Raw genomic sequence first — 24,164 nt, forward strand, 5'->3', positions numbered from 1 at the left:
CAATCCGCTTTATTTGTTCGGGTATCAATATGTGATAGGTGTCCCTGATCCTTTTATATCTGCGTTCAACTGCTTCGTAGTGGATGTCCGGACCCTGCGCGAATAGATGTGTCGTTGTGCAGGCCGACAAAGGTTTCTCGCCTGATCGCCGGGCCGGTTCGGCAGTGTCGGGCAATCTCGGCTAGTGGATTCAGTGCCCATCATTCGCCTGTCTTGGTGCCGGCAGCGATGCTGCCGGCTAACGCTTACCCGATTACTGCTGCATCACTGCTGATCGGGCTTCAGCTCAAAGGCGCTGAACTCAGCGCGGTCGATTTCCATGTCGTTGTTGGTATCCATGTCCTGCCATGACTGGCTCAACTGTTCGCTCTTGGCGCCTTCGGTGCGGCTCAGTTTGCCGTCGCCGTCTTCGTCATACTTGGCGAACTCGTCATCCTCTGGGCGCAGACTGCTGTAATCCGAACCACCGTGCTCCTTGCTGTCCGAACCGTAGATGCCGGTTTCGGCATTCGGTTGCGCAGCAGGACCGCTGGGTTGTTCTGCCATGTCGCCGCTGCTTTCCGGACGGATACCACTGTAGTCCGGGCCACCATGTTTGCGGCTGTCTTCACCGGTGATGCCGGTTTCGGCCGACGGTGAATCACCGGCCTCTACGACACCTGGGTTACCGTCGTCGCCTTGAGGGCGCAACTGGCTGTAGTCGGCACCGCCGAGTTTCTCGCTGTCTTTGCTGTAGATGCCGGTATCGGTGGTGTCGCCTGCGAAAGCCGCGGTGGCCGGCAGGGCGACCAGGCTGAGTGCAGCAATCATCGCTGCAACGCGCGGGAATCGTTTCGTGTGAACATGCTTGCTCATGGATATCTCCTCGTAACTCTCGTTGTTCAAACCTTCGTTACACAACGCGTCGGTCGGTAACGGTGTGCTTACCAGGGAGCAAGTGAGGTGCCAATATCCGCAAACTTGCGCAGTGTTGCGCTAAGTGGATATTTCTACAGCTGTTTCTGCGACTACCTGCGTCGCCAGGAGATTGTCGGCCGACAATGGCTTGAGTCAAACGAGTGGAAATCGGCCTCGGCATGCGTAAATGCACCGAGCGTTCAGCCCGGCCAAGCCGATCGGTTGATATGCAGCGAATGATGCGATGGGCGATCACCACCGGGGTGTTCAACCCGGCAGTGACCGCTGCATTGTGTTGGGAGCGGCTCGGCTTACTTACCGCGCCATTGCACGCTGTACAGATCGTGGCGACGATCGCGCAGGTTTTGCACCGTGCCCGAGTTGCGCGCCATCTTCAGAGTGTCGGGGCGCAGGTCCGCAAAGGCGACCATCTCTACGTTCGGCGTGGTGTCGGCGGCGACGCCATCGCGTGCGAACGGAAAATCGCAAGGTGTGAGGATACAGCTCTGGCCGTACTGGATATCCATGTTGGCCACGCCCGGCAGGTTGCCGACGTTGCCCGACATCACGACGTAGAACTGGTTCTCCACGGCACGTGCCTGACAGCAATAACGCACACGCAGATACGACTGCCGCTCGTCGGTGCAGAAGGGTACGAACAGGATCTGCGCACCCTGGTCGGCCAAATGCCGCGCGAGTTCGGGAAACTCCGAGTCGTAGCAGATCAACACGCCGATCGGCCCGCAGTCGGTATCGATGGCGTTCAGTACGCTGCCACCTTCGATGTTCCACCAGTACACCTCGTTGGGCGTCGGGTGGATCTTGGGTTGTTCGAAGATCGCACCGTTGCGCAGAAACACGTAGGCGATGTTTTCGACGCGTCCGTTCGGCATCAGCGTTGGATGCGAACCGCCGATGATATTGATGTTGTAGCGGATCGCCATGTCACGCAGCGCCTCTTTGAAGCGCGGCGTATGCCGGCTCAAGGCCTCGATCGATTCGGCGGGATTGAGTTCCTGGTTTTCGATCGACAGCAACTGCAGGGCGAACATCTCGGGGAACACGACGAAGTCGCCCTTGTAGTCGGAAACCACCTCGACGAAGTATTCGATGAACGACAGGAACTCGTCGAACGATTTCACCCGTCGCTGCATGTATTGCACGGTACCGACGCGGATCGTGTCCGGCAGACGACCGCCGTAGCGCTTCTGACGGCCCTCGAGCTGTTCCTGGTCGACCTTCGGATTGTTCCAGGTGAGGTGAACGCCGTAGCCCATCGATTGTTGATCGGCATCGAGGTAGTGCGGGATCACCCCGATCACCTCGAAACCGTTGCGCAACTGAAACGACAGCACCGGATCGCGTTGCTTCTTCTGCACCACCTGCTCGACATAGGCCTCGGCGCTGCCGAATTTCTTGATGCGTCGTGCCAGCGTCGGCAGACGGCCGGCAAATACGATGCCTTTCAGGCCGAGTGATTGGCACAGCTTCTTGCGTTCGTTGTACAGGCGCTGACCGATGCGATAGCCACGCAGATCCGGATCGACGCACACCTCCATGCCGTACAGCCAGTCACCCTGCGGGTCGTGGCGCGACGCATAGCCGTTGCCGGTGATCTCGGTCCAGTTGTGTTTGCCCAGGCCTTCACTCTCCGCGACGCGGAACGTGGCGCAATAGCCGACGACTTTGTCGCCGATGACGGCCACAAACTGGCCTTCGGGAAAGTTGTTGATCTGTCCGGTCAACGGCCCTTCGGTGTAACCGTACATTCCGGTGCCGGTATAGACCTTGGCACTCAACCCAGCAATCGCTGGGATATCGGTCAGCTTGGCGTTGCGCACCTCGAGGCGGCTGCGCGGGTCGTCGAGGGCGTTGGAAAGGTCGTCTGCGGACATAGGGTCTCCGAACACAAGGGTGCAGGGGTAGTGGTACAACTCGATAGATTCTAGCGCGGTGGATCGCCGAAAAAAGCAGTTGCAACGACTATTTTTTCGCCGCCCCAGATGGCTCGGCGAGCGCAGTGGCAATGGGCGAAAATCGGCAGTCGCCCACGGGCTCAGGCGCAGGGGAGCGCAGGGCGGCGAAATGGGATCAGTCGACCGGGATCACGCGCAGTTCGAGGCTGCGATCCTGCGAGCGATGTGTCTGAACGTGGCGTCCGAACTCGTTGCGGTTGTTCGAGTCGTCGCCGCCGATTGCGCCGAGCATCAACCATTGCCCGATCGCGCCCTGCAGTACCGTCGATGCTTCCTGGTTGATGAACCGTCCACCGGATGCTGCGCGACTGTGTTGCTGGAAGATCTCGACGGTGACGTGGTCGCCATGCACTCGTGGAACGGCGTAGAAACCGCTGCCGGTGTCGCGGTACTGCATATTGAATCCCTGAACCACGCTGTTGCCGATCACCTGCTGGTGTGCCGAGTAGACCGGCACCGATTGACCGGCGCGAATCAGTGCGGGGCGTCCGTCGAGCGCCTGGACACGTTGCAGGCTGTCGTCCTGCCCGCGGGTCTGTGCCTCCTGGTAGGTGATCTGTGCCTTGCTGCCCGGTGGGACGCGGCCTAACCGCACATTGTCGGTGTTCACCCCGTAACCGATATCGCGACGCGAACTGCTGAGGCTGCCGGACTGGCGCACCTCGATGATCAGGCGGCGCGGCGGTCGGTCGAGTTGTTGCAACGTGGCGCGCACCGTGGCGATCTGTTGTGGTGTGCCGCTGACGACCAGCTTGTCGTGATAGGCCGAGACGCTGCCGTTCGGGCCGACCAAGGGGCGGATGGTATCGACCAACGCGGCGGCCGGTTGGCTGCGGATTTGGATGACCGCCGACTCACCGTGAGCAGCCATCGAGCTCACGAACAGCAGTAGAAGTGGAATCAGACGATTACATCGCATGGCGCGCCCCGACGATAACCCAATCACTAAGAGTTTAGGCGTTCTCGGCATCGAGTGACATGCGCATCGCGCGATGATCGATACCGGCATCGACAAACACCTCCCCCTCGGCGACAAAGCCAAGGCGTCGATAGAACGGCTCGGCTGTGCACTGGGCGTGCAGAAACACCTCCGCATAACCACGCTGACGGGCGATGTCGATGAGCCTGTTCATCAAGGCCGAGCCGATGCCGCGCCCGCGCCATTCCTTAAGCACCGCCATGCGCCCGATGTGCCCGTCGGTGAGCATGCGTGCGGTCGCAATGGGTTTGCCATCGCCGTTCAATGCCAAAAGATGTAGCGCCTCGCGGTCGTAGTGGTCGCGTTCCAGCTCGGGTGGCACGGACTGTTCGTCAACGAACACCGTGAAGCGGATACCCAGCAATGCGTCCTGTTGCGAGCTCCAATCGGCCTCGACGACCTGGTAGTCACTCATCGGCATCCTCCGCTTCGAGCACGCCCTCGTTGAGCAGGTCGAGCACGACCGTGCGGCTGTCTGCATTGTCGGCCAGCAGCGCCGAGACCGTCCGTGTATCGAGTCGGCGATGCATGCACAGCGTATTCACCGTGGCCGTTGCCGCGGCAGGGTAGATGCGGTGCTCGCCCTGATAGAACAACGCAGGCGCGCCGTCGGGCAATGCCTGCCAGGCCAGGCGGGCGAACGGATGGCGCACGAGCGCGTGGCCGCCGCGCAGCCACGCCGTCAGATCGGCGTCGCTCCACGGCGATTCCGGTGGCTCGATCTGAAACTGCGTCTTGGCTTCGGTCAGGTGATCGCCAAGCCACAGCGCGAACGCCGTGCTGTCGAGCGTCGGTAGGGCGGCGAACAGGCGCGCGGCATTGTCGATCGCGCCAGGTGTGATCTGTCCCAGGTGGTCGGCGTCGATATCGTCGGGGTCCTGCAGGCGTTGCGCGGCGCACTGATCGACCAGGTACTGAAACCAATCGGCCGCCAGCTCTTGCTGATTGGGCGAGCGAAAACCCAATGAGTAGGTCATGCAATCGCCCTCTGCGGTACCCCAATGGGCGACACCCGGCGGCAGATACAGGATATCGCCGGGCTCAAGCAGCCAATCGTCGCTGGTGATGAAATGCGAGAGGATGCGTTGCTCGAGGCCGGGGATCAGGTCGTCGTCGGTGTAGCGGCGATCGCTGATGCGCCAGCGGCGTCTGCCCTGCGCCTGCATCAGGAACACATCGTAGGCATCGGTGTGCGGGCCGACGCCGCCTTGATCAGTGGCGTAACTGATCATGATGTCGTCGATGCGCCAGCTCGGCACGAAATCGAACAGGTCGATCAAAGCGGCGACGTCCGGTACGAACTTGTCGACATCCTGCACCAGCAGCGTCCAATGCGATTCGGGCAGCGATGCAAAGTCCTGTTCGTCGAACGGGCCGTGCTGAACCGTCCATGCGGTTTCACTCTGCTCGATGATCAAGCGCGATTCGAACTCGTTTTCGCAGGCCAGCCCGGCCAATTCGTCGGGCATCAGCTGAAAGTGCTGTGGCGAGATTGCAGCGCGCATCAACAGTGGCTTTTTCTGCCAGTAGTCGCGCAGAAAGGTTTCGCGGTCGATGCCGTCGGGCAACCGGATCGTTGTGTGTTGCCCGGTCATCGAATTGCCGCATCGACACAAAAAAACGGACCGGCCTCAGATACGAGGGCGGTCCGTAGGGAGTTACGAGCCCAGGTGCCGTGGGTTCGGCGGTTGGCTACCGTCGACGACACCCTTGGGATCACGTCGCAGCCTAGGATCATCACTGTCTGCATGTTGAGGCGCTTATCACATTCGAACCCATACATAATTTAACCGGCCTTGGCCGGCAACGGCGTGCTGTGGGGCATGCCGCGTCCCACCAGGACGGCCGATAACAGCACCAGCAGCGTGCCGGCAATGGTTGACCAACCCAATGTCTGCTGCCAAAAGAACCAACCGAGCGCGGCGCCGAACACGACCGAAAAGAACGTGAAGGGACCGAGTCGTGCTGCCGGTGCGCAGGCCATGCCGCGTGTCAGCAGCAACTGGCCGGCGGTCGCCAGTCCGCCGACCATCAGTAGCCACAGGAGCTGCGATGAAGTTGGTGTGCGCCACAGCCAAATTAAAGGTATCGCCGAAACGAGGGTGCCGATCAGTGCGAAATAGAACACCGTGCGTGAGGCAGGTTCGGTAGCCGACAGCTTGCGCACGGCAACCTTGGCTATGGCAGCGAGTATGCCGCCCAGCGAGGCGATCAGTGCGACCGGTGCCATGCTGCTGAAGTCCGGGGTGAGAATAACGGCGACGCCGGCGAATCCGATAGTGATCGCGGCCAGCACGTGCCAGGTAAAACGCTCGGCGAGCCACAGCAAGGCAACCAGGGGTATGAACAAGGGCGCTGTGAGTTTCAACAGCATTGCATTGGCGAGCGACGGCATATGGGCGATGGCGTAGTAGAAGCAATACATCGCACCCAGGCCGGCAGCACCGCGCAACAGGTGAAGATGCGGAACACGGGTGCGCATGTCGCGGTAATCGGGGTGCGAGGCGAGGCTGGCGAGCAGCGCGAGCCCGACGACGTTGCGTGCGAAAACCACCATGCCGTTGTTCAGATCAACGGATACCATGCGGATGCTCGCTCCCATGAGTGCGAACATCAGTTCGGCGGCGACAATCAACAGCGCGCCGCTGATCAGGCGGTTATCAACCAAGGTACATCGCAGGCGGAGAATAGGGCTTCAGTCTAGCAATCGTGGCCAGTTCGCGTCTAAAAAAAGGCTATTTGCCGGCAGTTGGCGTCTAATCCGCCGGAATTTCCCGGCCGGGGCTTGCAGTTCGCGCCATAGCTGGTTTAATGCGCCCCTGTAGGGTCAGTTCTACGGAGCTCGTACTGGTTTGACAGGCGCTGGCTGATTCTCGATTAACAATAGATTTCCGCAAAAAAATCTCGACAAGCTGGGGAGGAAAACCATGTTTGAAAGTGCGGGTAAGAATAAAATCGCTGCGTTGCTGGCACCTGTAGGTCTGGTGTTAGGTCTGACGGCCGGAGCCGTTCAGGCAGCTGACGAAGGCCCTTTCGTTACGAGTAACCAGGGCGAAGGCGTCGTGACCGGTTACGGCGAGTGCTGGCAGGGTGTCGGCGGCTCGGATTCGGCCACCGGTTGTACCGCGCCTGCCATGCCGGGCGATTCCGATGGCGACGGCGTACCGGACGACAAAGACAAGTGCCCCGGCACCCCGGCTGGCGCGCCGGTCGATGCCGATGGCTGCCCGCTGGATAGCGATGGCGACGGCGTACCGGACTACAAAGACAAGTGCCCGGGTACCCCGGCAGGTGCGAAGGTCGATGCCAACGGCTGCCAGATCGCTGGCGACGTTGTGATCAACACCACCACCGATCACTTCGATTTCGACAGCGCCACGTTGAAGCCGGCGATGGAAGCCGAACTCGACAACGTCGCCAACCAGGTGAATGCCTCGAAGGGTGACGAGACGCTCGAGATCGTCGGTCACACCGACAGCACCGGTGCAGAGGCTTACAACCAGGGCCTGTCGGAGCGTCGTGCTCAGGCTGCCGCTGACTATCTCGCCGGCAAGGGCATCAGCCCGAACAGCATGACCGTCAAGGGCATGGGTGAGAGCTCGCCGGTTGCCGACAACGGCACCCGCGAAGGACGTGCGATGAACCGTCGCGTTGAGATCCTGACGAAGTAATTCGCAAGATCGCGTCCAATAAAAAGCCGCACCTTCGGGTGCGGCTTTTTTGTTTGCGCCGCCGCGATCAACAGCGGTACGCGTTACGCGTGAGCGCTATCTATACCTTGCGTGCCTGTTCGGCTGCATTACCGATATAGCTCGCGGGGGTCATCGCCTTAAGCTCGGTCTTGACCTGTTCGGGCAGATCCAACGTGTCGATGAATGCCTGCATGCCTTGCTGATCGACGCGGTTGCCGCGCGTCAGCGCCTTGAGCTTTTCGTACGGCTGCTCGATGCCGTAGCGACGCATGACGGTCTGGATCGGTTCGGCGAGTACTTCCCAATTGGCATCGAGATCGGCATCGAGACGCTTGGCGTCGACTTCCAGCTTGCCGATGCCGCGCAGCGCGGATTGCCAGGCGATGGTCGAATAGGCGAAGCCGACGCCCATATTGCGCAGCACGGTCGAATCGGTCAGGTCGCGCTGCCAGCGCGAAACCGGCAGCTTCATCGCCAGGTGATCGAGCAGGGCATTGGCGATACCGAGGTTGCCTTCGGCGTTTTCGAAGTCGATCGGGTTGACCTTGTGCGGCATCGTTGAGGAACCTACTTCACCGGCGACCGTCTTCTGTTTGAAGTAGCCGATCGAGATGTAGCTCCACACGTCGCGGCAGAAGTCGATCACGATGGTGTTGAAGCGGGCGACCGCATCGAACAGTTCCGCCATGTAATCGTGCGGCTCGATCTGGATCGTGTACGGGTTCCAGCTCAGGCCGAGCGATTCGACGAACTGCTGCGCATGGGCCTGCCAGTCGACGTCCGGATAAGCCGACAAGTGGGCGTTATAGTTGCCGACCGCGCCGTTGATCTTGCCGAGCAGCGGTATTGCGGCGATCTGTGCGCGTTGGCGTTCGAGGCGGGCGACCACGTTGGCCATCTCTTTGCCCAATGTTGTCGGTGATGCCGGCTGACCGTGCGTGCGCGACAGCATGGGCTGATCGGCGTAGCGGTGTGCCAGTGAGCGAATCGCGTCGATCACCTTGTCGGCCTGCGGCAGAAGTACTTCGTCGCGGCCCTGTTTCAGCATCAGCGCGTGCGACAGGTTATTGATGTCTTCGGAGGTGCAGGCGAAGTGGATGAACTCGCTGACTTTTTCAAGCTCAGCATTGCCCGCGATCTTTTCCTTCAGCAGGTACTCGACGGCCTTGACGTCGTGGTTGGTGGTGCGCTCGATCTCTTTGACGCGCTGGGCATCGCCGAGCGAGAAGTCGTTGGCGATCTTGTTCAGTTGCTGCTCGGTTGCATCGCTGAAACTCGCGACCTCGGTGATCCCGGCGTGCGCGGCCAGCGATTGCAGCCAGCGTACCTCCACGATCACCCGGTGCCGGATCAGGCCGTACTCGCTGAAGACGGGGCGCAGATCTGCGGTTTTACTGCCGTAGCGGCCGTCGATCGGCGATATCGCCGTGAGGCTGTCGAGCTCCATGGGAAGCGGTCTCCGAGACAAAAATCAAGCCGCGCATTATACGGGGTGAGACGCCTCATGTGGCCTGCAAGGCCAGAAAAACCGGCAGCAAAAACCCGGCCGAAGCCGGGTTTCGATATCAAAGCGGTCGGTAAGCGGGAGCTTACTCGGTGGCCGGCGGGAAGCCGTCGCCCTCGCGCTGATTCTGCTTGGCCTCGTCGATGATCTCCGATCCCTTCTCCTTGGCCGAATCGTACAGCTCACCGGCTTTCTGCTTGGTGGCATCGTAGGCGGCCGAGGTTTTCTCCTTGGCGGCATCGTAGACTTCCGAGGCCTTGTCTTTGGTGGCGTCATACGCTTCGGACGTCGACTCCTTGGCCGAGTCGTACAACTCGCCTGATTTCTCCTTGGTCGCCTCGTAGGCTGCGGAGGTTTTCTCTTTGGCCGTTTCGTAATAGCCCTTGCCGGCCTCGGCGGTGTCGCTGGCGGCCTGCTTGGTAGCTTCGCCGATCGCGCTACCGGCCTCTTTGGTCTCTTTGACCGCGGTATCGACCTTTTGCTGCAGTTCGCTCGGTTGCTCGGTAGCTGCCTGATCGGTGCTTTCTTCCTGGCTGCATGCGCCGAGCACGAACGGCAGCGACAAAAGGGTGATTTTCCAAAGTTTCATGTGTCTGCTCTCCGGCGATTGTTATAGCTGAAACAGTCAATCACCCGAAAAGTTGCCGCGCAAGTTGAGTCAGTTGGCAAATCTGTCGACCATGTCACGCGCCGACTCGGCAATGGCACGGCGCTTGAATAGCAGCTGCCATTTCTTGCCGCCGGCCTGGCGCCAGAGAACGGCCGCGCGGATGCCGGCAAGCAATACGGCGCGAATGCGAGCCGTGTTTTCCGGGTTCTGCAGATGCAGCGGCTCGCCTTGCACCATGATGCGCGGGCCGAGTGGGCTTATCTGCTCTTGATAGATCTGCGAAAGCTGCTCGTTCTGCACTGATTCGCTCAGATCGAAGTGGTTGAGGCGGCGGGCGAGGGCCGACAGATCGGTGTGCAGGTTCTGCATCCCGTTATCGCTGCGCATCAGCCGGTCGGCGAGGTGGATGACCGAGATGACATACCGTGAGATTTCCATATCCGGTCGCTGCGGTTTTTCCAGTTGCGAGGTCAGCGTGCGCAACCCGATCGTTACACCGCCGATGCCGCCGAACACGCCTGCCACCGATTCGGGCTCGAAATCGAACAGCGATTGGCGCGCCGCACGAAACGCATTGGCATCGCATTGGCCCGTGCGCGCGATATCACGCGCCAGTTTGGCCGCCTGAAAAACACCGGACAGGGCAATGATGCGATCGTTGTTCGAATAGCTGGCCATGTTGCGATCAGTCGATGATTCCGCCACCGAGGCAGCATTCACCGTCGTACAAAACGACCGACTGTCCCGGGGTCACCGCACGTTGCGGTTGCTCGAATATGACGGACAGCGTATCGCCTTCTACCGATGCCGTACATGCCTGCAACGGTTGACGATGCCGACAGCGCGCCATACAGCGTATCGTCTGCGTCGGGCCGGCGCCGTCCACCCAATGCAATTGTCTTGCGGTGAGCCGGTCGCGGAACAACAGCGGGTTGTCGTGACCTTGGGCAACCACCAAGCGGTTGTTGACCAGATCCTTGGCAACGACGTACCAGGGTTCGTCGGGCGCATCGGCGACGCCGCCGATACCCAGCCCCTGGCGTTGTCCCAGGGTGTAGTACATCAGCCCTTGATGCTCGCCGATGCATTTGCCGTCGGCGGTGCGGATCTCGCCGGGATTGGCCGGCAGGTACTGCGCGAGGAAGTCGCGAAATCGACGCTCACCGATAAAGCAGATGCCGGTGCTGTCTTTCTTCTTGTGATTGGGAAAGCCGGCCTGCTCGGCCAATCTGCGCACGTCCTGCTTGTCGATGTCGTTCAGCGGAAACAGGGTATGGCGCAGAGCATGTTGTCCGAGCATATACAGAAAATAGGTCTGGTCCTTGTTGGCATCGTGCGCAGTCAATAAGTGGCACTGTTGTTCGTCGCAGGCGACACCCGCGTAGTGCCCGGTTGCGATCTTGTCGGCGCCCAGGTGCAGCGCATAGTCGAGGAATGCCTTGAACTTGATCTCGCGGTTGCACAGCACGTCCGGGTTGGGGGTGCGACCGGCGCGGTACTCGTCGAGGAAATAGGCAAACACCCGATCCCAATACTCGCTGGCGAAGTTGATCGTATGCAGCGGGATCGATAACTGCTCGGCGACCGCACGTGCATCGGCAAGGTCTTCGGCCGCAGCGCAGTAGTCGGCGTCGTCGTCTTCTTCCCAGTTCTTCATGAACAGGCCTTCGACCTGCCAGTCCTGGTCGAGCAGGCGCAAGGCGGCGACCGACGAATCGACGCCACCGGACAGGCCGACAATGACTTTACCTTTCATGGGTTGCACACGCTGCGATTGAACAAGACATCTTCAGATTTGACGGTCAGTATCGGGGCAGGGCGACCATTCAGAACGTGAAGCCATCCGGCTTCCAGCCATCTTTCCAGGTTTGCAGATCGACCACGTCCGGCGGCTGACCGTTGTCGCGAAACCACGAGTCGATGACCCACTGTTTGCCCGTCTGGTTCTCGGTGAGCATGGCCGAGTAGTGCGGCATGCCGCCATAGAAGATCATGCCGCGGTTGGCACGACTGCTGACCCGGTGAAAGCGCAACAGCCCTGCCTGCTCGAACAACGTCAGATAGGTGGTGGTGTTGGCCGATTCGTCGATGCAATCCATCTGCGGTTCGAGCGTGCCGAAACTGCCGAGGTCGCCCGCGATATCACCCGATGTGCCGGCCAGCTCGCCGGTGACGTGCTCCATTTCGGCGACCGCTGCGCGCACCTGCTCGCGTTCGGCCGCGGCGTCTGCGGCCGGCTGGCGCAGGTGTCGGCTGACCTGCTGCCAGTGGCGCTCGTCGATCTCGACATGCTTGACGCTCGCGCAGCCATGGTGGAAGCACACCGGCACCTGCTCGCGAGTCAAGGTCTGCGGGTAGTCATACAGACGGTAGAGCTCGGCATAGGGCGTGACGTTGTCTTCAGCGACTATGCACCCGGCAAGGGTGAGCGTGACAATCAAGGTACTAAACAAACGCATGCAGCACCTCGAGCGGTAGGGGGGAGCGATGCAGGGCATCGTCGATACATTGCAACACCATCGGGCTACGTGGTTGGAGTGCACCGTCCGCGATCTGGGCGCGTGACAGCCAATGCGTGGCGATGATGTCCGGGTCGAGCGAATGGCCCGGCACCGGATCGCCGACGTCGCCGGCAAAACAGAAACGCAGGTAGCTGCGATCGGTGCTGGGTACCTGCCATTGGTAAACGCCGACCAGTCCTGCTGGCGTGAAGTGGCACCCGGTCTCTTCAAGCACCTCGCGGCACACCGCCTCGATCAGTGTTTCGCCCTGCTCGAGATGGCCGGCGGGCTGGTTGATGACGGACACGCCTTGCGGGCGTTCTTCGACGACGAGAAAAGCATCCTGGCGGCGTACAACTGCCGCAACCGTAACCGAGGGAGACCAGCGCATGGTGGCGATTCTACCACCTCAGCGTCGTGTGCCTCGCGGAGACTTGTGCACTTTTGGCCGCGCCGGCGAGCGTGGCCGGGTGTTGCTGCGGGTAGGCGATTCCACTTGCAGTGCTTTCCATTCGCCGGGTTGCAGATTGCCGAGTGACCAGTCGCCGATCGCGACGCGCACCAGGCGCAGCGTCGGAAAACCGATCGCCGCTGTCATGCGACGCACCTGGCGGTTGCGCCCTTCGTGAATCCGGATCTCCAGCCACTGGGTGGGGATGTTGGCGCGAAACCGCACCGGTGGGTCGCGCGGCCATAGCCCGGGCGCGTCGATCAGGCGCACCTTGGCCGGTTTGGCCGGCCCATCTTTGAGTGTCACACCGTCGCGCAGGGGCTTGAGGTCGGCGTCGCTCGGCACGCGTTCCACCTGTGCCCAGTAGGTCTTCCAGGTCTTTTTGCGCGGTTCGGTCAGCTGGTGGGCGAGGGCGCCGTCGTCGGTTAGCAAAAGCAGGCCCTCGCTGTCGCGGTCCAGGCGGCCGGCCGGGTAGACGTTTGGCAGGGAAATGAAGTCGGCCAGCGTCGCGCGACCCTCACGATCGGTGAATTGGGTGAGCACGTTGTAGGGTTTATTGAACAGTATCAATTGAGGCATGGAATGAAGCCTACGTCGACTCGGTGCTAGAATTCAGCTCTTCGTAAGACCCACAAGCGGATGGAGCTCCATGGCATTCGACAAGATTCAGATCCCGAGCGACGGCGACAAGATTACCGTCAACGCCGATTACTCTCTCAATGTTCCGGCCAACCCGATTATCCCTTACATCGAGGGCGACGGCATCGGTGTGGATATCAGCCCGGTCATGATGAAGGTTGTCGATGCCGCGGTGGCCAAGGCCTATGGCGGTGACCGCAAGATCGCCTGGATGGAGATCTATGCCGGCGAGAAGTCGACGCGCGTCTACGGCGAAGGCGTGTGGCTGCCGGACGAAAGTCTCGAGGCGGTCAAGGACTATGTCGTCTCGATCAAAGGCCCGCTGACCACGCCGGTGGGTGGCGGTATCCGCTCGCTCAACGTGACGCTGCGCCAAGAGCTTGACCTCTACGTCTGCCTGCGCCCGGTGCGTTACTTCAACGGCACGCCCAGCCCCTTGCTGCATCCCGAATACACCGACATGGTGATCTTCCGCGAGAACTCCGAAGACATCTATGCCGGCGTCGAGTGGCAGTCGGGTTCCGCCGAGGTCAAGAAGGTCATCGACTTCCTAATCAACGAGATGGGCGTGACCAAAATCCGCTTCCCTGAAACCTCCGGTATCGGCGTAAAGCCGGTGTCGAGCGAGGGCACCAAACGTCTCGTACGCAAGGCTATCCAATATGCGATCGACAACGATCGTGCCTCGGTAACGCTGGTGCACAAAGGCAACATCATGAAGTTCACCGAAGGTGCCTTCAAAGAGTGGGGCTATGAACTGGCCAAGGAAGAGTTTGGTGCAACCGAACTCGACGGTGGCCCGTGGTGCACCTTCAAGAACCCGAGAACCGGTAAAGAAATCGTTGTAAAAGACGTCATCGCCGATGCGTTCCTGCAGCAGATTCTGCTGCGTCCGAAGGAGTACGACGTCATCGCCACCTTGAACCTCAATGGTGACTATGTCTCCGACGCCCTGGCTGCACAGGTCGGTGGTATTGGTATCGCACCGGGTGCGAACCTTTCCGACTCCGTCGCGATGTTCGAGGCAACGCATGGCACCGCGCCGAAGTATGCCGGACAGGACAAGGTAAACCCGGGTTCGCTGATCCTGTCGGCCGAAATGATGTTGCGTCACATGGGTTGGGTAGAGGCTGCCGACCTGATCATTACGTCAATGGAAACGACCATCGGCGCGAAGACCGTGACCTACGACTTCGAGCGCCTGATGGACGATGCCAAGCTGCTGAGTTGCTCGGAGTTCGGCGACGCGATGATCGCCAATATGTAATCGATGCTCGCCATAGCGGTGAGACAATAAAAAAAGCCTGCCGCTCGGCAGGCTTTTTATTTTTTGTCGACGCGATGCGCCGGATCAGTGGTTATATGCGTTACACGGCTGACGCGGCGTGTAGATTTTGTGCATGTAAACCTTTCGGGCCTTGCTCAACCTCGAACTCTACCCGTTGTCCTTCTTTGAGCGTTCGATATCCTTCCATATCGATTGCCGAAAAATGCACAAATACGTCTTGTTCTCCGTCATCCGGGGTTACGAAACCGTAACCTTTTGCGTTGTTAAACCACTTCACAACACCGGTGGCCATAAGCACTCCTCCAAAGCTAACTCTACAACGATGGTGCTCCCTTCTTTTCCCAGCCATAAGTAGAACTTAGGCGCTGGTCGGGTTCTTATTTCGTGCACCATGTTGGAGTATATCTGCACAATGAGAATGGTCAAACTAACCTCATTCTTTTTCATAAAAACAGGTAATAAACAAATACTGAAATAACTGATAAAACAAGAAGATGCAGGAACTACCTTCGGCGCCGACGTGATGAGTCGGCGTTCAAGAAATGCGTTATTTCGGTGCTTTTCCCCAATAAATTTATGTGCACTTGCACAAAAATTGGGCTGTTTCGAGCCTTGAAAAATGATCGATCGAACCGCACTTTCAACCGCGTCCCATCGCTACTTTTCAGCGCCTAATCCGCCATAGGAAGAGCGTGCGACACTGGTAGAATCGGCTGCATGTAAGGTTGAACGATTGGACTAGACTTAGGCGGATTATGAGCAAAGACAACGAACACCAAGGTAGTGACGGTGATCTCGCGGTCGAACAATCGCGGCCGAAACTGAAGCGACCGCCACTGTTTAAAGTGCTGCTCCTTAACGACGACTACACTCCTATGGAGTTCGTCGTTCATGTGCTGGAGCAGTTCTTTGGCATGAATCGTGAAAAGGCTACTCAGGTCATGTTGCACGTCCACACCCGGGGCATGGGAGTCTGCGGGGTGTTCTCAAAGGACGTGGCCGAGACCAAGGTGGCCCAGGTGAACGAACACTCGCGTGCGAACCAGCATCCCTTGCTGTGCACGCTGGAAGAGGCCTGATCATCGAGGTGCGGAACCTGCGGGCTTTGGGTTAACTCAGAGCGTAAACATAACGAGCGGTTACTGGATGCTGAGACATGTTGAGTAAAGAGCTGGAATTTACCCTCAACCAGGCTTTCAAAAATGCCCGGGAGAAACAGCACGAGTTCATGACGATCGAGCATCTGCTGCTCGCGTTGCTGGATAACCCCGCTGCCGCCCAGGTGCTGCGTGCCTGCGGTGCCGATATCGAAAGCCTTCGCAAAGACATCGACAGTTTCCTGGAAGAAACGACACCCCTGATCATGGACGACGACAGTCGGGAGACGCAGCCGACACTGGGTTTCCAACGGGTGCTGCAGCGTGCCGTGTTTCACGTGCAGTCGTCGGAAAAGAAAGAGGTTACCGGCGCCAATGTGCTGGTTGCGATCTTCAGCGAACAGGAGTCGCAGGCGGTGTACTTCCTCGACCGCCAGAACATCACCCGCCTCGACGTAGTGAATTACATCTCGCACGGAATCTCGAAGGTATCGAGCGACGAACCGAGCGATCATGCCGCCGACAACGAAGCGGCGGATGCAGAAACCGGCGAAGGTCGCCAGGAAAGTGCGCTCGAAACCTACGCGACCAACCTCAACGATCAGGCGCGTCGCGGCAAAATCGACCCGCTGATCGGCCGTCAACTCGAGGTCGATCGTACCGTGCAGATCCTCTGCCGCCGGCGCAAGAACAACCCGTTGTTCGTCGGTGAGGCCGGCGTCGGTAAAACCGCAATCGCCGAAGGGCTCGCCAAGAAGATCGTCGATGGCGAGGTGCCCGATGTGTTGACCGGTTGCACCCTATACGCACTCGATATGGGCGGGCTGGTTGCGGGCACCAAGTATCGCGGCGATTTCGAGAAGCGTTTGAAGGCGGTGCTGGCCGACCTCAAGCGTCAGCCCGAGGCAATCCTGTTCATCGACGAGATCCACACGATCATCGGCGCCGGCGCGGCTTCCGGCGGTGTGATGGACGCGTCGAACCTGATCAAGCCGGTATTGGCGTCGGGCGAGCTACGCTGCATCGGTTCGACCACTTACCAGGAATACCGTGGCATCTTCGAAAAAGACCGCGCACTCGCGCGCCGCTTCCAGAAGATCGATATCAACGAGCCTTCGGTTGAGGAGACGATTCAGATCCTCAAGGGGCTGAAGACGCGCTTCGAAGAACATCACCAGGTGAAGTATTCGGTCAAGGCGCTGCGTGCGGCGGCCGAGCTCGCCGACAAGTACATCAACGACCGGCACATGCCCGACAAGGCGATCGACGTGATCGACGAAGCCGGTGCGGCCAACCAGTTGCTCGCCGTGTCGAAACGCAAGAAAAGCGTCTCGGTCGGTGACATCGAAGGAATCGTCGCCAAGATCGCACGCATTCCGCCGCGCAAGGTGTCGGCGACCGATACCGAGGCACTGCGCAACCTGCAGCGCGACCTGGAGATGGTCGTGTTCGGTCAGAACCAGGCAATCGAGGCCCTGTCGGCGGCGATCCGTATGAACCGCTCAGGCCTGGGCACGGATCAGAAGCCGGTCGGCAGCTTCCTGTTTGCCGGTCCTACCGGTGTCGGCAAGACCGAGGTGACCCGGCAGTTGGCGCGCGTGCTCGGCCTGGAGCTGATCCGTTTCGATATGTCCGAGTACATGGAACGGCACACGGTGTCGCGATTGATCGGTGCGCCGCCCGGCTACGTCGGCTACGACCAGGGCGGTCTGCTGACCGAAGAGATCAACAAGCATCCGCATTCGGTGCTGCTGCTCGACGAGATCGAAAAGGCGCACCCAGATGTGTTCAACCTGCTGTTGCAGGTCATGGATCACGGTACGTTGACCGACAACAATGGTCGCAAGGCCGACTTCCGCAACGTGATCATCATCATGACCACCAACGCCGGGGCCAGCGAATCGAGCCGTGCCTCGATTGGGTTCATGACCCAGGATCACAGCAGCGATGCGATAGGTGCGATCGAAAAGCTGTTCACGCCCGAGTTCCGCAACCGTCTCGACTCGATTATTCAGTTCAACGGTCTCGATCAGAAGACCATCATGAACGTGGTCGACAAGTTCCTGTTCGAACTCGAGCAGCAACTGCATGAAAAGCAAGTCGCGATGAGCGTCGAGCCCGAGGTGCGGGAGTGGCTGGCAGGCAAAGGCTACGATCCGAAGATGGGTGCGCGTCCGATGGCCCGGGTGATCCAGGAGCACATCAAGAAGGCGTTGGCGGAGGAGCTGCTGTTCGGCCGGCTATCGCAGGGTGGTGCTGTGCGGATCGGGGTTGCCGACGGTGAACTGACGTTCGATTTTGAAGGGGCGCTGGTGCACTGAGCTGGTGCTGTCTGCCCTGATAAAGGGCAACGGCAATCAGCGTTCGCGGTAGACGATGCGGCCTTTGGTGAGGTCGTAGGGGGTGAGTTCCACCTTCACTTTGTCGCCGGTGAGGATGCGGATGTAGTGTTTGCGCATCTTGCCGGAGATATGTGCAGTTACCACGTGCCCGTTCTCGAGCTCAACGCGGAACATCGTGTTCGGCAACGTGTCGACCACGGTGCCTTCCATTTCGATAACGTCTTCTTTCGCCATGTATTCCTGTCCGATTATGCGTACCCGACCAGGGGCCGCTCACAAGGCGCGGTATTATAGCAAAGCGAAGTAGGGCTGGAAACGTTTAACTGGGCAAAGGAACGCCGGCTTCAAGCCGAAGCCATTGCCCCTGCTGCCACAGTTCGATCGGACGGAAATTCACCTTGTAGGCCATCTTGCGGCATTCCTGGATCCAGTAGCCCAGGTACAGGTAGGACAATCGGCGGGCGCGGGCGTAGCGGATCTGGCTCAGGATGGCGAAGGTGCCCAGCGAGCGATCCGCATAGTCGGGATCGAAAAAGGTGTACACGGCCGACAAGCCGTCTGTCGGCATGTCGGTAACGGCAACCGCCATCAACTGCTTGCTGCGGCGAAACTCCAGAAACTGGGTATCGCACCAGTCGGTCTGCAGGAAGCTCATATAGTCGTCGCTCGAGGCGTTGGCCATGTCGCCATCCTCGTGCCGGGCGCGCGTGTAGCGTTGGTAGAGCGCGTAGTGCTCGTCGTTGAATACCGCCGGGTGGTCGTAGACCTCGATATCGCGATTGGCCTTGATCACGCGTCGGTGGGCGCGACGTGGGGCGAAGTCGTCGACCGGCACGCGTACCGAAACGCACTGCTGGCAATGATCGCAGCGTGGCGAATACACCATGGAGCCACTGCGTCGGAAACCGTAGCGCAGCAATTCGCTGTAGGTCGACATGTCCATCGCTTGGTCGGGGTCGGTGAACAGCGTATTGCTCTGTCGCCCGGGCAAGTAGCTGCAGGCGTGCGGCGCCGACAGGTACAGGGGCAGGTGACGCTTCATGCGGTTCATTGCGCCCACCGCATGTGTGCAACCGGGGTGCGTTCGATGCGTCCGAGCGGGCGGCCCGGCTTGTCGACGGCAGCCGCGATCTTCGAATGAAAGGCCTCCCGGCCGATCTCGCGCGCGCCGAGGCTCGCGAGATGATCGGTGTGGATCTGGCAGTCAATCAGCTGGAAGGGATGTTCGAGGGCAATCTCGGCCAGCTTGGCGAAGGCCAGCTTGGAGGCGTTGGGCTTGCGACTGAACATGGATTCACCATAGAACATTTCGCCGATAGCGACACCATACAGACCGCCGACCAAAGATTCACCTTGCCAAATCTCGAGCGAGTGGGCGTATCCGTTGCGATGCAGTTCGCAATAGGCACGGATCATCTCAGGTACCAGCCAGGTACCTTCCTGCTGGCTGCGCGGTGCGGCGCAGGCGCGGATGACACCCTCGAAGTCGTGGTTGATGCTGACCTCGAAAGCGCCTTGGCGCATCACCTTGCGCAGGCTGCGTGACACGTGCACCTCGTCCGGGTGCAACACCATGCGCGGGGCGGGGCTCCACCACAGAATGGGCTGGCCTGCGCTGTACCACGGAAAGATGCCCTGCCGGTAGGCCGTCAGAATCCTTTCCTGCAACAGGTCGCCGCCGATGGCGAGCAGGCCGTTCGGGTCTTTCTCCGCCAGGCGCGTTTCGGGAAAACCGACGTCCGGCGGCGTGCCATCCAAATCGAATATCACCTTGTGTCCGTCACCCGGTAGGGACTGCGGGTTTGCATCTCGTTGATGTAATCCTGCATCCCGGCACGTTCGTAGTCGAGATGTTTTGCAATCGCCTCGCGGAAGCGTGGATCGGCGACCCAGTGGGCCGACAAGGTCTCGGTCGGCAGGAATCCGCGTGCCACCTTGTGCTCGCCCTGGGCGCCGGGCTCGAAGCGTTGCAGACCGCGTTGGATGCAGAAGTCCAGGCCCTGGTAATAGCAGGCCTCGAAGTGCAGGTTGTCGAAGAATTCACTGCAGCCCCAGTGTCGGCCGTACAGGGTGTTTTCACCGACCAGGCAGAACGCTGCGGCCACCGGATGAGCGTCGTGATCGGCCATGACCAGCAGCACGCCATCCGGCAACGAGCGCGCGAGCGATTCGAAGAAGCCGAGCGACAAGGTTGGTATACCGCCACGCTTGTCGAACGTCGACTCGTAGAAGTGGTGGAAGATGCGCCAGTCCTCCGGCGTGGCCGTATGCCCATCGAGCAGGCGGAAAGTGACCCCGGCCTCGACCACGCGCCGCCGCTCCTTGCGGATGTTCTTGCGTTTGCCGGAGCTCAGGGTCGCCAGGAACGCCTCGAAATCCGCGTAGCCCTGGTTCTCCCAATGAAACTGGCAGCCGACGCGACGCATCAGGCCGATGTCTTCGAGCGCCTCGGTCTCGTGCGGCAATGTGAACAACCAATGCAGCGACGATACGCCCATCTGCTCGGCAAGCTCCTGGCCGGCAGCGATCAAGCCCGTTGCGGTGCCCTCGGGTGCGTTCGGGTGGGTGAGCAGCTTGGGGCCGGTCGCCGGCGTATACGGCGAGGCGCTGACCAGCTTGGGATAGTACTCGAGTCCCTGGCGCGCGTAGGCATCCGCCCACGCCCAGTCGAACACGAACTCGCCGTAGGAGTTGAACTTGAGGTAAAGCGGCGCGGCGCCGACCAGTTGCCCATCGTCGTTCCACAAGGCGAGGTGACGCGGTAACCAGCCGTAGCGTTCACCGAGGCAGCCTTCGGCTTCGAGGGCGGCGAGAAACTCGTGTCGCAGAAACGGATAGGCGGCAACGCCGAGTGCGTTCCATGCGTCGCGGTCGATCTCGGCGATGTGTTCGACGATCTTCAATCGCAAAGTCACACCTGCACTTGCGAATGTAGCGAATGATGAGAGAAACGGTATGATCTCTGTGCCGGCCGGTCAACCAGAAGGCAGCTCAAAAATGCCTTTGTGTTCGATCGCGGTGCCGCGATGCTTTGAGCAGTTTTTCGCAAGCGCCGCGGCTGGTGCTCAACCCAATACTTCGATCGCCAGCGGTCTGGGTAGCGGGTGGGATAAAGATTCTCGCTCGGTTACCGACATAATGGCCGTGAACCCGAAAACTGATCTATTGAGTATTCCGCCCGGATCGGTGCTGCAGATCCAATCGGCCTCGCCGGAGAATGCACCGCGACATTCGGTGCGCCTGATCGGCTATCTGCCGGGCGGCAGCCTTGTGACCACCGCGCCGACGCACAATGGCCGGGTCAGCATCCTGCGTGAAGGTCAGCGGTTCAATATCCGCGTACTCAAGGGTGAGCGGGTGCTGGGTTTCAAGGCACGGGTGCTCGACACCGCGATGCGTCCTTACCCCCATCTGCATTTCGAATACCCGGAAGAGGTCGAACAGATACTGATCCGCAACGGTTCGCGGGTCAGCGCCGATATCGACGTGTCGGTGCGCAACACCAAGGACGAGAACATCGACCAGAACTTTCGGCCCGGCACGATTGTCGACCTCAGCGAGACCGGCGCCAAGATCGCCACGGATGTCGAGGTGGCGGAGGATGGCGAGCGCCTGCACATGAAGTTCCACCTGCTGATCTCGGGCGGCAAAGAGGAACTGGGCCTGTTGGCCGACGTGCGCAATGCAACCGAGCGCATAGAGGAAAACGAAGGCATAGAACACTCGGTGTTCTATACCGGCGTGCAGTTTCGTGCGCTGAGCCGGTTCCAGCAGATCCTGCTGCATGCCTGGGTGACCAACCAGGTGCTGAAAGATGCCTTGTGGGGCCAGCGGGACTGAAACCGCCGCGCCTGACGCGCACCGTTCGAATCCGATGCAAACAAAAACGGCGGCGCCTTTCTGGCACCGCCGTTTTCGCTGTAATCAGCGCAATCTCAGCCTTTCTTTTCGAGTGCGTCGAGGTATTTCTCGGCATCGAGTGCGGCCATGCAGCCGCTACCGGCCGAGGTGATGGCTTGACGGTATACGTGGTCCATCACGTCGCCTGCGGCAAACACCCCTTCGACCGAGGTTGCGGTGGCGTTGCCTTCGGTGCCGCTTTTGACCTTGATGTAGCCGTTATGCATCTCGAGCTGGTCGACAAAGATGTCGGTGTTCGGCTTGTGGCCGATGGCGATGAACAGGCCGTGGATATCGACGTCCTTGGTGCTGTCGTCGACGGTGCTCTTGATGCGCATGCCGGTCACGCCGCTGTCGTCTCCGAGAACCTCGTCGAGCACATGGTTCCACTCGATCGTGACGTTACCGCTCTTTTCTTTTTCGAACAGATGGTCCTGCAGGATCTTCTCAGAGCGCAAGGCATCGCGACGGTGCACCAGGATGACCTCTGAGGCGATGTTCGAAAGATACAGGGCCTCTTCGACGGCGGTGTTGCCGCCACCGATCACGGCCACCTTTTGATTGCGGTAGAAGAAACCGTCACAGGTTGCGCAGGCCGACACGCCTTTGCCCTTGAAGGCCTCTTCCGACGGCAGGCCGAGGTACTGGGCGGATGCACCGGTAGAGATGATCAGCGCATCGGCGGTGTAACGCTGGCTGTCGCCCTTGAGCTGGAACGGCCGCTGGCTCAAGTCGACTTCGGAGATGTAATCGAAAATGATCTCGGTCTCGAAGCGTTCGGCGTGCTTTTGCATGCGCGCCATCAGGTCCGGCCCCTGGACGCCGTCGTTGTCGCCGGGCCAGTTGTCGACATCGGTGGTCGTCATGAGCTGGCCGCCTTGCTCCATGCCGGTGACCAGTACCGGGTTCAGGTTGGCGCGGGCGGCGTAGACGGCTGCGGAATAACCGGCAGGGCCGGATCCCAGAATCAGCAGTCTGCAATGCTTGGTTTCGCTCATGCGAGTGTCTCCTGTCTATTACGGCTTTTTTGAGCGCGCCTGTGGCGCGGCGATGCGCGATGGTATCGGCTCACGGCCGGCCATACTATAAGAGACCCCGTACGGAGGTAAAACCATGAGTTTGAAGGTGGGTGTACCGAAGGAAATCAAACCGCTCGAAGGGCGTGTGGCCCTGACGCCAACCGCGGCTGGCGACCTGACCCACCAAGGGATCGAGGTCGGTATCGAGAGTGGCGCGGGCATTCCGAGTGGCTATCCAGACAGCGATTACGCACATCACGGCGTGCAGATCCTGCCCGATGCAGACGCGTTGTACGACTGGGCCGAGCTGGTGGTGAAGGTCAAGGAGCCGATTGAACCGGAGTTGCATCGGCTCAAGCGCAATCACCTGCTGTTCTGCTACCTGCATCTTGCACCGAACCCGACGCTCACCCGGAAACTGTGCGATATCGGGTTGACCGCGATCGCCTTCGAGACGGTGGTCGATCAGGGTCGTCTGCCGATCCTGGTGCCGATGAGCGACATCGCCGGTCGTATCGCGATCCAGGTCGGCGCGCACCTGCTGCATATTCCGCAGGGTGGCCCCGGCATTCTGCTCGGCGGGCTGGCGGCGGTGGAGCGGGGCAACGTGGTAGTGTTCGGCGCCGGTACGGCCGGCGGTGCAGCCGTACGCGCTGCCTCGGCATTGGGCGCGAACGTTACCGTGTTCGACAAGAACCCGCAGCAACTGGCGCACATGCATCACCTGGCTCCGAACATCACGGCGCTGGTGCCGACCAAATCGGTGGTCGACGAGAAGGTTGCCGACGCCGATCTGGTCGTCGGTGCAGTGCTGCTGCCGGGCGCTGCTGCGCCACGCGTCGTCTCTCGCGCACAGGTCGCGCAGATGCGGCCGGGTAGCGTGATCGTCGATATCTCGGTCGACCAGGGCGGGTGTGTGGAGACCACGCGACCGACCACCTACGATGATCCGACCTACCTTGAAGAAGGTGTCCGCCATTTCTGCGTTACCAACATGCCCGGCGCCGTCCCGCGCAGCGCCACCCAGGCGTTGTCCGCGGCGATGGTGCCTTATTTGAAGGTTCTGCTGACACCCGACTGGCAGGCTGACCCGCGACTAGCCGGCGGGGTGAACGTTCACGACGGCAAGGTCGTTCACCCGGCACTCTTGTAGGAAACGCTTGTTTCGCGCCACTTCGGCCGGATTTGCGCGCATTTAGCGACAGATGCCCGATGGGTCGCGGCAGATTTTGCTAGTATGCGCTGCCGCGACGCCCGCTGTCGCCGCCC

At 60.3% G+C, this 24,164-nt stretch carries 25 protein-coding genes; 6 read left to right on the forward strand and 19 right to left on the reverse strand.

The window, feature by feature from the left end:
* Positions 1-264: 264 nt before the first annotated feature.
* From B1781_RS10180 to B1781_RS10205, 6 genes are all read right to left on the reverse strand, one after another.
* Positions 265-855, reverse strand: a complete 591-nt coding sequence (locus B1781_RS10180) for an EF-hand domain-containing protein (RefSeq protein WP_078119572.1) — start codon at positions 853-855, stop codon at positions 265-267.
* A gap of 353 nt (positions 856-1,208) precedes the next feature.
* Positions 1,209-2,792 carry a GNAT family N-acetyltransferase gene (locus B1781_RS10185; RefSeq protein ID WP_078119573.1) on the reverse strand — a complete coding sequence of 528 codons (1,584 nt, stop codon included), beginning with the start codon at positions 2,790-2,792 and terminating at the stop codon, positions 1,209-1,211.
* 196 nt (positions 2,793-2,988) lie between these two features.
* Complete coding sequence (locus B1781_RS10190; protein ID WP_164513329.1) at positions 2,989-3,744, reverse strand: secretin N-terminal domain-containing protein; 756 nt, start codon at positions 3,742-3,744, stop codon at positions 2,989-2,991.
* An 82-nt stretch (positions 3,745-3,826) separates the two neighbouring features.
* A complete protein-coding gene (locus tag B1781_RS10195) occupies positions 3,827-4,267 on the reverse strand; it encodes a GNAT family N-acetyltransferase (RefSeq protein WP_334223953.1) in 441 nt (146 codons plus the stop codon).
* Complete coding sequence (locus B1781_RS10200) at positions 4,260-5,447, reverse strand: JmjC domain-containing protein (RefSeq protein ID WP_078119576.1); 1,188 nt, start codon at positions 5,445-5,447, stop codon at positions 4,260-4,262. Before B1781_RS10200 ends, B1781_RS10195 begins: the two co-directional genes overlap by 8 nt.
* Positions 5,448-5,638: 191 nt before the next feature.
* On the reverse strand, positions 5,639-6,520 hold the full coding sequence (locus B1781_RS10205) for a DMT family transporter (protein WP_078119577.1): 882 nt from the start codon (positions 6,518-6,520) through the stop codon (positions 5,639-5,641).
* Positions 6,521-6,779: 259 nt separating this feature from the next.
* Here B1781_RS10205 and B1781_RS10210 point away from each other — a divergent pair, with 259 nt between their 5' ends.
* Positions 6,780-7,523 carry an OmpA family protein gene (locus B1781_RS10210; RefSeq protein WP_078119578.1) on the forward strand — a complete coding sequence of 248 codons (744 nt, stop codon included), beginning with the start codon at positions 6,780-6,782 and terminating at the stop codon, positions 7,521-7,523.
* A 100-nt stretch (positions 7,524-7,623) separates the two neighbouring features.
* Here the strand turns inward: B1781_RS10210 and purB are convergent, their stop codons facing one another.
* The 7 genes from purB to B1781_RS10245 form a co-directional block, all read right to left on the reverse strand.
* Positions 7,624-8,991, reverse strand: a complete 1,368-nt coding sequence (purB, locus tag B1781_RS10215; RefSeq protein ID WP_078119579.1) for an adenylosuccinate lyase — start codon at positions 8,989-8,991, stop codon at positions 7,624-7,626.
* Positions 8,992-9,133: 142 nt separating this feature from the next.
* Complete coding sequence (locus B1781_RS10220; protein WP_078119580.1) at positions 9,134-9,637, reverse strand: hypothetical protein; 504 nt, start codon at positions 9,635-9,637, stop codon at positions 9,134-9,136.
* Between the two features lie 69 nt (positions 9,638-9,706).
* Positions 9,707-10,363, reverse strand: coding sequence for a high frequency lysogenization protein HflD (gene hflD / locus B1781_RS10225; RefSeq protein WP_164513330.1), 657 nt, complete (start codon positions 10,361-10,363; stop codon positions 9,707-9,709).
* Entirely contained in the window at positions 10,344-11,414 is a 1,071-nt protein-coding gene (gene mnmA, locus B1781_RS10230; protein WP_078119582.1) for a tRNA 2-thiouridine(34) synthase MnmA, read from the reverse strand. Before mnmA ends, hflD begins: the two co-directional genes overlap by 20 nt.
* 70 nt (positions 11,415-11,484) lie before the next feature.
* Positions 11,485-12,117 carry a hypothetical protein gene (locus tag B1781_RS10235; protein ID WP_078119583.1) on the reverse strand — a complete coding sequence of 211 codons (633 nt, stop codon included), beginning with the start codon at positions 12,115-12,117 and terminating at the stop codon, positions 11,485-11,487.
* Positions 12,104-12,550: an NUDIX hydrolase gene (locus tag B1781_RS10240; protein ID WP_078119584.1), complete on the reverse strand. Its 447-nt coding sequence runs from the start codon at positions 12,548-12,550 to the stop codon at positions 12,104-12,106. Before B1781_RS10240 ends, B1781_RS10235 begins: the two co-directional genes overlap by 14 nt.
* 18 nt (positions 12,551-12,568) lie before the next feature.
* Complete coding sequence (locus tag B1781_RS10245) at positions 12,569-13,189, reverse strand: pseudouridine synthase (RefSeq protein WP_078119585.1); 621 nt, start codon at positions 13,187-13,189, stop codon at positions 12,569-12,571.
* A 70-nt stretch (positions 13,190-13,259) separates the two neighbouring features.
* On the opposite strand from B1781_RS10245, the gene icd reads away from it, so the two are divergent.
* The gene (gene icd / locus B1781_RS10250) at positions 13,260-14,516 is read left to right on the forward strand and encodes an NADP-dependent isocitrate dehydrogenase (protein WP_078119586.1); all 1,257 of its coding nucleotides are present in this window, start codon (positions 13,260-13,262) and stop codon (positions 14,514-14,516) included.
* Positions 14,517-14,616: 100 nt separating this feature from the next.
* Here the strand turns inward: icd and B1781_RS10255 are convergent, their stop codons facing one another.
* Entirely contained in the window at positions 14,617-14,829 is a 213-nt protein-coding gene (locus tag B1781_RS10255) for a cold-shock protein (protein ID WP_078119587.1), read from the reverse strand.
* Between the two features lie 463 nt (positions 14,830-15,292).
* On the opposite strand from B1781_RS10255, the gene clpS reads away from it, so the two are divergent.
* Complete coding sequence (gene clpS / locus B1781_RS10260) at positions 15,293-15,616, forward strand: ATP-dependent Clp protease adapter ClpS (RefSeq protein WP_078119588.1); 324 nt, start codon at positions 15,293-15,295, stop codon at positions 15,614-15,616.
* 77 nt (positions 15,617-15,693) lie between these two features.
* The gene (clpA, locus tag B1781_RS10265; RefSeq protein ID WP_078119589.1) at positions 15,694-17,955 is read left to right on the forward strand and encodes an ATP-dependent Clp protease ATP-binding subunit ClpA; all 2,262 of its coding nucleotides are present in this window, start codon (positions 15,694-15,696) and stop codon (positions 17,953-17,955) included.
* Between the two features lie 36 nt (positions 17,956-17,991).
* On the opposite strand, the gene infA is transcribed toward clpA, so the two are convergent.
* The 4 genes from infA to B1781_RS10285 form a co-directional block, all read right to left on the reverse strand.
* On the reverse strand, positions 17,992-18,210 hold the full coding sequence (gene infA, locus B1781_RS10270; protein WP_078119590.1) for a translation initiation factor IF-1: 219 nt from the start codon (positions 18,208-18,210) through the stop codon (positions 17,992-17,994).
* An 85-nt stretch (positions 18,211-18,295) separates the two neighbouring features.
* The gene (locus B1781_RS10275) at positions 18,296-19,027 is read right to left on the reverse strand and encodes an arginyltransferase (protein ID WP_078119591.1); all 732 of its coding nucleotides are present in this window, start codon (positions 19,025-19,027) and stop codon (positions 18,296-18,298) included.
* The gene (gene aat, locus B1781_RS10280; protein WP_334223954.1) at positions 19,024-19,746 is read right to left on the reverse strand and encodes a leucyl/phenylalanyl-tRNA--protein transferase; all 723 of its coding nucleotides are present in this window, start codon (positions 19,744-19,746) and stop codon (positions 19,024-19,026) included. The genes B1781_RS10275 and aat overlap by 4 nt, the downstream gene beginning before the upstream one ends.
* Positions 19,743-20,891 carry a GNAT family N-acetyltransferase gene (locus tag B1781_RS10285; RefSeq protein WP_334223955.1) on the reverse strand — a complete coding sequence of 383 codons (1,149 nt, stop codon included), beginning with the start codon at positions 20,889-20,891 and terminating at the stop codon, positions 19,743-19,745. Before B1781_RS10285 ends, aat begins: the two co-directional genes overlap by 4 nt.
* 229 nt (positions 20,892-21,120) lie before the next feature.
* Between B1781_RS10285 and B1781_RS22935 the strand changes: the two genes are divergently transcribed.
* The gene (locus B1781_RS22935) at positions 21,121-21,816 is read left to right on the forward strand and encodes a flagellar brake protein (RefSeq protein WP_164513331.1); all 696 of its coding nucleotides are present in this window, start codon (positions 21,121-21,123) and stop codon (positions 21,814-21,816) included.
* Between the two features lie 95 nt (positions 21,817-21,911).
* Here B1781_RS22935 and trxB read toward each other — a convergent pair whose 3' ends face one another.
* Complete coding sequence (trxB, locus tag B1781_RS10295; protein ID WP_078119594.1) at positions 21,912-22,874, reverse strand: thioredoxin-disulfide reductase; 963 nt, start codon at positions 22,872-22,874, stop codon at positions 21,912-21,914.
* A gap of 115 nt (positions 22,875-22,989) precedes the next feature.
* On the opposite strand from trxB, the gene ald reads away from it, so the two are divergent.
* Complete coding sequence (gene ald / locus B1781_RS10300; RefSeq protein WP_334223956.1) at positions 22,990-24,048, forward strand: alanine dehydrogenase; 1,059 nt, start codon at positions 22,990-22,992, stop codon at positions 24,046-24,048.
* Positions 24,049-24,164: the final 116 nt, after the last annotated feature.

This window comes from Thiosocius teredinicola (assembly GCF_002009425.1).
Lineage (GTDB): Bacteria > Pseudomonadota > Gammaproteobacteria > Chromatiales > Chromatiaceae > Thiosocius > Thiosocius teredinicola.

What these genes read in the sequence shown, in the direction of transcription:
- B1781_RS10180 (WP_078119572.1), bottom strand. Translation starts at nt 855, where the DNA reads ATGAGCAAGCATGTTCACACGAAACGATTCCCGCGCGTTGCAGCGATG.
- B1781_RS10185 (WP_078119573.1), bottom strand. Translation starts at nt 2,792, where the DNA reads ATGTCCGCAGACGACCTTTCCAACGCCCTCGACGACCCGCGCAGCCGC.
- B1781_RS10190 (WP_164513329.1), bottom strand. Translation starts at nt 3,744, where the DNA reads ATGGCTGCTCACGGTGAGTCGGCGGTCATCCAAATCCGCAGCCAACCG.
- B1781_RS10195 (WP_334223953.1), bottom strand. Translation starts at nt 4,267, where the DNA reads ATGAGTGACTACCAGGTCGTCGAGGCCGATTGGAGCTCGCAACAGGAC.
- B1781_RS10200 (WP_078119576.1), bottom strand. Translation starts at nt 5,447, where the DNA reads ATGACCGGGCAACACACAACGATCCGGTTGCCCGACGGCATCGACCGC.
- B1781_RS10210 (WP_078119578.1), top strand. Translation starts at nt 6,780, where the DNA reads ATGTTTGAAAGTGCGGGTAAGAATAAAATCGCTGCGTTGCTGGCACCT.
- purB (WP_078119579.1), bottom strand. Translation starts at nt 8,991, where the DNA reads ATGGAGCTCGACAGCCTCACGGCGATATCGCCGATCGACGGCCGCTAC.
- B1781_RS10220 (WP_078119580.1), bottom strand. Translation starts at nt 9,637, where the DNA reads ATGAAACTTTGGAAAATCACCCTTTTGTCGCTGCCGTTCGTGCTCGGC.
- mnmA (WP_078119582.1), bottom strand. Translation starts at nt 11,414, where the DNA reads ATGAAAGGTAAAGTCATTGTCGGCCTGTCCGGTGGCGTCGATTCGTCG.
- B1781_RS10235 (WP_078119583.1), bottom strand. Translation starts at nt 12,117, where the DNA reads ATGCGTTTGTTTAGTACCTTGATTGTCACGCTCACCCTTGCCGGGTGC.
- B1781_RS10240 (WP_078119584.1), bottom strand. Translation starts at nt 12,550, where the DNA reads ATGCGCTGGTCTCCCTCGGTTACGGTTGCGGCAGTTGTACGCCGCCAG.
- B1781_RS10245 (WP_078119585.1), bottom strand. Translation starts at nt 13,189, where the DNA reads ATGCCTCAATTGATACTGTTCAATAAACCCTACAACGTGCTCACCCAA.
- icd (WP_078119586.1), top strand. Translation starts at nt 13,260, where the DNA reads ATGGCATTCGACAAGATTCAGATCCCGAGCGACGGCGACAAGATTACC.
- B1781_RS10255 (WP_078119587.1), bottom strand. Translation starts at nt 14,829, where the DNA reads ATGGCCACCGGTGTTGTGAAGTGGTTTAACAACGCAAAAGGTTACGGT.
- clpS (WP_078119588.1), top strand. Translation starts at nt 15,293, where the DNA reads ATGAGCAAAGACAACGAACACCAAGGTAGTGACGGTGATCTCGCGGTC.
- clpA (WP_078119589.1), top strand. Translation starts at nt 15,694, where the DNA reads ATGTTGAGTAAAGAGCTGGAATTTACCCTCAACCAGGCTTTCAAAAAT.
- infA (WP_078119590.1), bottom strand. Translation starts at nt 18,210, where the DNA reads ATGGCGAAAGAAGACGTTATCGAAATGGAAGGCACCGTGGTCGACACG.
- B1781_RS10275 (WP_078119591.1), bottom strand. Translation starts at nt 19,027, where the DNA reads ATGAACCGCATGAAGCGTCACCTGCCCCTGTACCTGTCGGCGCCGCAC.
- trxB (WP_078119594.1), bottom strand. Translation starts at nt 22,874, where the DNA reads ATGAGCGAAACCAAGCATTGCAGACTGCTGATTCTGGGATCCGGCCCT.
- ald (WP_334223956.1), top strand. Translation starts at nt 22,990, where the DNA reads ATGAGTTTGAAGGTGGGTGTACCGAAGGAAATCAAACCGCTCGAAGGG.